This window comes from Megasphaera cerevisiae DSM 20462 (genome assembly GCF_001045675.1).
GTDB lineage: Bacteria > Bacillota > Negativicutes > Veillonellales > Megasphaeraceae > Megasphaera > Megasphaera cerevisiae.
In genome coordinates, this window is sequence record NZ_LEKT01000093.1 from 1 (window position 1) to 4,100 (window position 4,100).

The following is a 4,100-nucleotide window of genomic DNA, read 5'->3' on the forward strand; positions in this document are numbered from 1 at the left end:
TCCGCTCCTGGCGCAAGGTCTTCTTTGAAACAGTTGTGCCGGACCAGCCGGGTGAACTGGTCAAATTGCTCACGCTCATCTCTGACTCCAATGCCAATGTTCTTTCCATTACGCATGAACGGAGCCAGCACGGTATCAGTATGGGCTGCACAGCGGTATCCTTTGAACTGGAAACAGCCAATGAAAAACATGTGGAACGCTTGATGGATGTATTTAAAGATAATCACTATCATGTTACCTTAAAATAGTTAGTATAAAGTGAATTGTTTTATAAAAGAAAGGGGAAGACATATTTTGCATATTGTAAAAATCAAGCGTTCACCTGATGAAATATTACAAAATTATGTACCTATGGTGCACTATATAGCGGATATTATAGGTCCTCTCTGTGAAGTAGTTTTACAGGACATGCGTAATCCGAATTGTTCTATTATTGCGATTCGAAATGGATATGTAAGTGGTCGGAATATTGGTGGTCCGCTTACCAATTTAGCCTTGAAAATTATGGAAGGTGCGCCCAATCTTCAGGAAAAATTTTTATCAAATTATACCAGTAAAAACAGCCATGGAGAAGATTTAATTTCATCTACTTATTTTATTCGAGATGATGAAAAAAAAATTATTGGCATGCTTTGTGTTAATATTTTAAAATCAGGATTCCAATCTATCATGCCAACGGATAGTCGGCAAGAACAAAATGGGACAATCTCGGAGCATCATCATCGAGTGAATGAGTATTTATATGCATCATCAGATCAAATCATTATTCGTTCTGTACAGGATATGTTGGATGAGCGGCATCTGTCTGCGGAAAATATTACTTTTGCAGAAAAAAAGGAATTGATTTTTTTATTGAAAAAAAACGGTATTTTTAAGATTAAAGGTTCTGTTCCACGGGTGGGAATGCTGCTGGATATAGCAGCTAGTACCATATATCGCTATCTTTCACAAAATGAAAAATAGATGCAGAAAATTGAATTTTAGTCGGCTGTGCTTGCAGTAATAAAACTATCTGGCTATCAGGACTGTAAAAAAATATCCGGTTCGACAATCGATGATTTACTGAACGGTTAATTTAAAGAGGATTATAAAAAAATCATACAGGGAGGATACGAGGATGTATCCTCCCTGTATGATTGCTTATGCAGATAGTATATAGAGCTAGGGAAACCCAACGGAAATATAGGGATGATGCACTGTAAATGCGCATCAGAGATGCGGCGTATTTATCAATAAAATTGAATCAGTCAAACTCATTAAAATCGAAAAATGTATGTATAGTTCTATGAAAGCAGAATTCGCTATACGACGGAAGTGTCTGTCAGCTGATGCGTAGCGGCCTATTTGCTTTTTATTGTTCATTATTATAATAATTAGCTGCTTCCCGTGTGAATAGCACACGAGTAGCGCCGACTGCATACGGAGCAAAGCTGTAAGGCTGAAAAATCAGAGCAAAGGATCCATTGCCGCATAGATAATAGTCTTTGCTGACAACGTTGGGTGTGAAAAAAGGATCATATTGAATTCTGGACATGTTCTGATCTGTCAATGTAAGGCGGTTAGACTGGATTCCGGCAATTAAATTTTGGATGGAAATGGGTTTTAGAAAATAGGTTAAAGGAATCGTTTTTCCTGTTTTTTTAGAATAGACCAAACCGTGCTGCAATGGCATTCCGTGGGCTCCGCCAGTATACGTATAGGTTTTTAGAATAAGGGATACATAGTCGGCATCCTCATATTTTATTTCATAGTTCATGGCAATTTCTATGGCTTCACCCTTTTGATAAATGTTTTTTAAACGAGTGACATATCCATAGATATCAGCGTTCATAATCTGTTGAGCAGTGGAGGCTTCATTATTTATTATAGGATAGGTCAGCGTCATATTGGGTGTGATTGACTCGGTTTTACTTACAACAATAGCTTGAGCTGACAGGGAAACAGCCCAGAGGGCAAACAAGCATGGCAAAAGAATTTTAAACATCACTATCACCTCTTTAGAAAATACAAAACATATACATTATTAAATAGTACATCAAATAAATAAGCCGCTGCATATAAAAACAAAGAATAACAAATTATGATATTGGATGCTGCACATATATGCGGTAATTGTCATATTAATTTTGCAAGAAACGGGATAGTAATATATAGTAATACGTCCTTGTTATTTTGTTGAAATTCCCCCCTGCGGAGGCAGCTCTGAAGGCTCTTTAGGTTCAGCTATTTGTTTTTTTAATGATTCATTTTCACGGATAAGAGAATCCATTTTATCTTGTAATTTACGATTGCGCCAAAAGGACTGTGTTTTTAATTTGAGTCCCCAAAGCAAGGCGATCAATAGCCCTACAATAACAGACATGATGACAACTACAATGAGGTTTGAATCAAATGACCAGGTAAAGAAAGACAACTGTACAGGCATAGAATTTTGGATAGCAACGACGGCAACAACAAAGCTCAGTACAAAAATAAGAATAATATAAAACATGCATTCACCCTCTTTAAAAAAATTAATATAATTATGTAATTCAGATTTAAATGACAGCAAAATACTTAAATCGGGCCAGGATATGGAGTGGATATTTTTTATTATACATTCATTTTATGGTAGAATTGCTTTTTTATCAAGTTAATAATTTGTTTGAAGTATATCAAAACAAAAATCAGATAAAAAACAGAAGGATGAATCTGCAGCTGGGTTCTAATCCATTTATAACTAATTTTAATAAAATTCAGAAAAAAATACTTGCTTTTATTCAGTAAATAGTGTATTATAGTTCATGTGCTCAGTGAAACATTTGTATGGACCATTAGCTCAGCTGGTAGAGCACCTGACTCTTAATCAGGGTGTCCAGGGTTCGAACCCCTGATGGTCCACCATAAAAAACAGTAGTAACCATGCGGTTTATGCCGTGTGGTTATTTTTTTTGCCCCTCTACATTAATTTACTAAACTTTGTTACACTAGTAAAGAGAACACTGGTGAGGGGACAGGTTCAGGAGTCATTGGGTATTCTTGATTAAAATTTTGATGCACTTTGATACACAATGATATAAAAGGGGAGCTGTGTAAATAAGAAAGTGTCGGGTATCTTAATTGAGTACCCGCGACACGTTCTTATTTATTACATAATGTAAATTCATGCCTGCTTTATCATGGACAGTGGTTATAATGCCAATACTGTTTGTTTAAATCTATTCAATCAACGGCAGGATAGCTTGGCTATGCGAAGTATTGATGGAGTATGAATCAAGAAGTTTGGGGCAGAGTGCATGTACCTTTACCGATGGGGTACTATGAAAAAACGCAATGTGGTATGAGAAATTACCTCATAGTACGGGTCTGCCTATTTAAAAATAGTTATGGTTTAAGGCCATATTTGTTATCATCATCAGAAATGTAAATAGTCCAAAAGAAAATAATCACGGAACCTACACACGGTATTAAATACAATAGCTGCCATAACCCTCGCTTACCAATGTCATGTAGGCGGCGGGTAGTCAGGGCAAGATTACATACTGCAAATAAAATCCATAAAACAGCAACAATTGCCAAGCCAATAATAAAAAGAATATGAGTGCTATAGGTTAATGTCAATCCAGCAGAGGCGCTTCCTAGTGATATCGTAAGAATATAAATAATAATGCCGGCAATGTATAGCGATATCATTCCCAGCCAATATTCCGAGCGGGATGAACGCCCTGAGAATGAAAACTTTTTTTGCCATAATATGCGGCTTGCTTCTTTGAGCGTGAGTTGTTTGTTTTCCATGATACTCTCCTTTATGTGTTTAGGGGGATAGAATTTGGGGGTTACGGCAGTTTTTACTGTCGCCCGGTATTAAAAAATAGAGCCTATGAAAAAATCTCTGTAAACAAACTTCCACTCGAAGTCATAAGGTCTTCTATGGTACAATCTAATCATAGGAGGACTTTTTATCATGGCAAAACAGCGGAAAGAGATTCACAAGGTTGAAATGACCGATGGGAAGCGGGCTATTATCCAGCAGCTCTTCCAAGAGTATACCATCGAGAAACCAAATGACATCCAAGATGCCCTGAAGGATCTGCTTGGCGGTACCATCAAAGAGATGATGG

General features: G+C 36.9%; 5 protein-coding genes and 1 tRNA gene. 3 read left to right on the top strand and 3 right to left on the bottom strand.

Annotation, left to right across the window (positions count from 1 at the left end):
- Positions 1-248 (top strand): ACT domain-containing protein (locus tag AB840_RS14880; protein WP_048513144.1); only part of this gene is annotated, 248 nt, incomplete at its 5' end.
- A gap of 46 nt (positions 249-294) precedes the next feature.
- Positions 295-963 (top strand): helix-turn-helix transcriptional regulator, encoded by a 669-nt coding sequence (locus AB840_RS14885; protein ID WP_048515620.1) that lies wholly within the window; start codon positions 295-297, stop codon positions 961-963.
- 388 nt (positions 964-1,351) lie between these two features.
- Here the strand turns inward: AB840_RS14885 and AB840_RS14890 are convergent, their stop codons facing one another.
- Positions 1,352-1,984, bottom strand: a complete 633-nt coding sequence (locus tag AB840_RS14890; RefSeq protein WP_048515621.1) for a PdaC/SigV domain-containing protein — start codon at positions 1,982-1,984, stop codon at positions 1,352-1,354.
- A gap of 183 nt (positions 1,985-2,167) precedes the next feature.
- Positions 2,168-2,491, bottom strand: a complete 324-nt coding sequence (locus AB840_RS14895) for a lipopolysaccharide assembly protein LapA domain-containing protein (protein ID WP_048515622.1) — start codon at positions 2,489-2,491, stop codon at positions 2,168-2,170.
- 316 nt (positions 2,492-2,807) lie between these two features.
- On the opposite strand from AB840_RS14895, the gene AB840_RS14900 reads away from it, so the two are divergent.
- A tRNA-Lys gene (locus AB840_RS14900) sits at positions 2,808-2,883 on the top strand.
- Between the two features lie 480 nt (positions 2,884-3,363).
- Here AB840_RS14900 and AB840_RS14905 read toward each other — a convergent pair.
- Entirely contained in the window at positions 3,364-3,774 is a 411-nt protein-coding gene (locus AB840_RS14905) for a DUF805 domain-containing protein (RefSeq protein ID WP_048515623.1), read from the bottom strand.
- Positions 3,775-4,100 lie beyond the last annotated feature (326 nt).